This window comes from Hansschlegelia beijingensis, from assembly GCF_045505405.1.
GTDB classification, from domain to species: Bacteria; Pseudomonadota; Alphaproteobacteria; order Rhizobiales; family Methylopilaceae; genus Methylopila; species Methylopila beijingensis_A.
This window is the reverse complement of record NZ_JBJKEX010000409.1, coordinates 1-2,518: the sequence shown is the minus strand read 5'-3', so window position 1 is coordinate 2,518 and position 2,518 is coordinate 1. Positions and strand designations below refer to the sequence as shown.

Genomic DNA, 2,518 nt, shown 5'->3' with positions numbered 1-2,518 from the left:
CGGGCGACGGCGGCGTCCAGCGGCTCCGGCGCGACCGCCATGGCGTGGGCGTTCGCGTGGACGATCGAAGCCGGATCGCGCACCAGCGCGACGTGGCCCTTCCAGAACATCAGATCGCCGCGCCGCGCCTCCTCGACCGGGACCGCCTTTCCGAGCGCCGCCTCCTGCATGTCCGTATCCCGCGGCGCCTTGAGGCCGCAGGCCGCCAGCGAGAGCTGGACGAGCGCCGAGCAGTCGAGGCCGAGGCTGGTGCGGCCGCCCCACAGATAGGGGGCGCCGATGAAGCGCTCCGCGACGGCGACGGGGTCCGCCTCCAGCGCATCGAGCGGCGCGAGATGGGCGGCAATCGCATAGGCGCCGGTGTCGAGGATGGCGAAGCGGCCGTCCGTCTCCACCACCGAAGCCAGAGCGTTCATGGACAGCGCGTCCACGGGCGGCGCCTTGATGGACGGGATCGGGAACAGCAGCGTCCTGAGCGCCGACACGCGGTGCGTCGCGCCAGGCCCGAGCTCCCCGCTCAGCGCGGCCGACGGCGCGTAGCCGACATAGCCGTCGGTGGCGAGCTGGAGCCACGACCAGCCCTCCAGCTCGTCATAGACGGTGACCTCCTCGCCGAACAAAGCCTCGGTCTCCAGCGGGGCGTCGGGGCCCGGCGCCCGTCGGATGCCGACATGACCGACGGCGACGCGGCGCCGCTCGCCCGGGACGAAGCGCAACGCCTCGACCTGGCCCTTCAGATGAGCGGCGGCGACGTCCGGCCGCGCCGGGGTGAGGCGTGGGTCGAGCGGTCCCATCAGCGCTGGACGCTCACGCGCGAGAACGATCCCGTCACCGCCCAAACCTTTCCTGAAGGAGCGCCGCGAGCGCGCGCGCGCCCTGAACCTCCCCGCCTTCCGGCCGCCCCGGCCTGGCTGACGGGTTCCAGGCGAAGATGTCCAGATGCGCCCAGACCTTCGCATTCTCGACGAAGCGGCGCAGGAACAGCGCGGCGGTGACTGAGCCCGCGAAGGCGCCGCCCGAGATGTGGTTCACGTCGGCGATCTTCGACGTGAGCAGATCGTCATAGGGGTTCCATAGCGGCAGCCGCCACAACGGGTCGTGCTCGGCCGCCGCATGCCGCAGCAGATCCGCCGCGAAGACTTCGTCGTCGGTGTAGAGCGGCGGCAGGTCGGGACCGAGGGCGACGCGCGCCGCGCCCGTCAGCGTCGCCGCGTCGACGATGATCTCGGGCGCTTCCTCATCGGCGAGCGCCAGCGCGTCGGCCAGCACCAGCCGCCCCTCGGCGTCGGTGTTGCCGATCTCGACGCTGAGGCCCTTGCGGCTCGGATAGACGTCGCCGGGCCGGAAGGCGTCGCCGGAGATCGAGTTCTCGACGGCGCCGACGATCAGCCGCAGCCGCACCGGGAGCTTCGCGCCCATCACCATGTCGGCGAGCGCGATCATCGCCGCGGCGCCGCCCATGTCCTTCTTCATCAGCAGCATGCCGGAGCTCGGCTTGATGTCGAGCCCGCCGGTGTCGAAGCAGACGCCCTTGCCCACCAGCGTCACTCGCGGATGGTCCGCTTGCCCCCACCGCATATCGACGATCCGCGGCGCGCGCGGCGACGCGCGGCCGACCACGTGGACCAGCGGGAAATTCTCGTCCAGCAGCGCATCTCCGACGACCGAGGAGACTTCGGCGCCGTGGCGGGCGGCGAGTTCGCGGATCGCGCCTTCGAGCTCCTCCGGCCCGAGATCGTTGGCCGGCGTGTTGACGAGGTCGCGGCCGAGGAAGGTCGCCGCCACCGTGCGTTCGACCTCGGCGGAGTCCACGGCGTCCGGGAGGGCGATCCGGACGTCCTTGGCCTGCGCCTTGCGGTAGCGCGCGAAGCGATAGGACCCGAGCGCGATGGCGAGCGTCGCGAGCCGCGGATCTGCGACCGCGCCCTCCAGCCGGTATGCGCCCGCCGGCAGCGCGCCCGCGAGCTTGCCGGCCAGGAACGGATTGCGGCTGCGCGCCTTAGCGCCCTCGATCCCGAAAACGACGCCCTTCAGGGCGCCGGCGTCGTCCGGCACGAGCAGGAAGCCGCCGGGACCGGCTTCGAAGCCTGTCGCCGCGGCCCAGCCGCGCGCCGCTTCCGGAAGCTCTTCGCCCGCGGCGACGAACCAGATCGGGATCGTGGGCTCGGACGGGGCGGCGAAGATCGGCGGCATCGACATGTCCTCGGGCGAAACGCGAACCGGCGGCCGTCATCGCATATTTCGCCGCTCCGCGTCATCGCGGTCGCTCCCGGCCTTGCCCTGTCGCGCCGGCCGCGCCACACCCTGTGCCGGATTCCGGACCCGAAGCCCCCGAGAGGCCGCAGCGATGACCGACCTGCCGACCGAGATGACCTATGTGCGCGCCGAAGGCGATGGCGGCCCGGAGGTGCTGGTCGCGGCCCGCGGTCCGCTGCCGACGCCGGGCGAAGGCGAGGTCCTGATCGAGGTCGCGGCGGCCGGCGTGAACCGGCCGGACGTCATGCAGCGCAAGGGGATG

General features: G+C 72.4%; 2 protein-coding genes and 1 pseudogene. 1 reads left to right on the top strand and 2 read right to left on the bottom strand.

Annotated features, from left to right (window positions below):
• Positions 1 to 794: C40 family peptidase (locus ACIKT0_RS16825; RefSeq protein WP_407106524.1), on the bottom strand; the 794-nt coding region annotated here is incomplete at its 3' end.
• 34 nt (positions 795 to 828) lie between these two features.
• Positions 829 to 2,193, bottom strand: coding sequence for a leucyl aminopeptidase family protein (locus ACIKT0_RS16820; RefSeq protein ID WP_407106523.1), 1,365 nt, complete (start codon positions 2,191 to 2,193; stop codon positions 829 to 831).
• Between the two features lie 154 nt (positions 2,194 to 2,347).
• Between ACIKT0_RS16820 and ACIKT0_RS16815 the strand changes: the two are divergent.
• Positions 2,348 to 2,518, top strand: a pseudogene (locus tag ACIKT0_RS16815) (NAD(P)H-quinone oxidoreductase); the annotation flags it as partial.

Excerpts from the sequence above, each read along its gene's own strand:
- ACIKT0_RS16820 (WP_407106523.1), bottom strand. The coding sequence starts at position 2,193 with ATGCCGCCGATCTTCGCCGCCCCGTCCGAGCCCACGATCCCGATCTGG.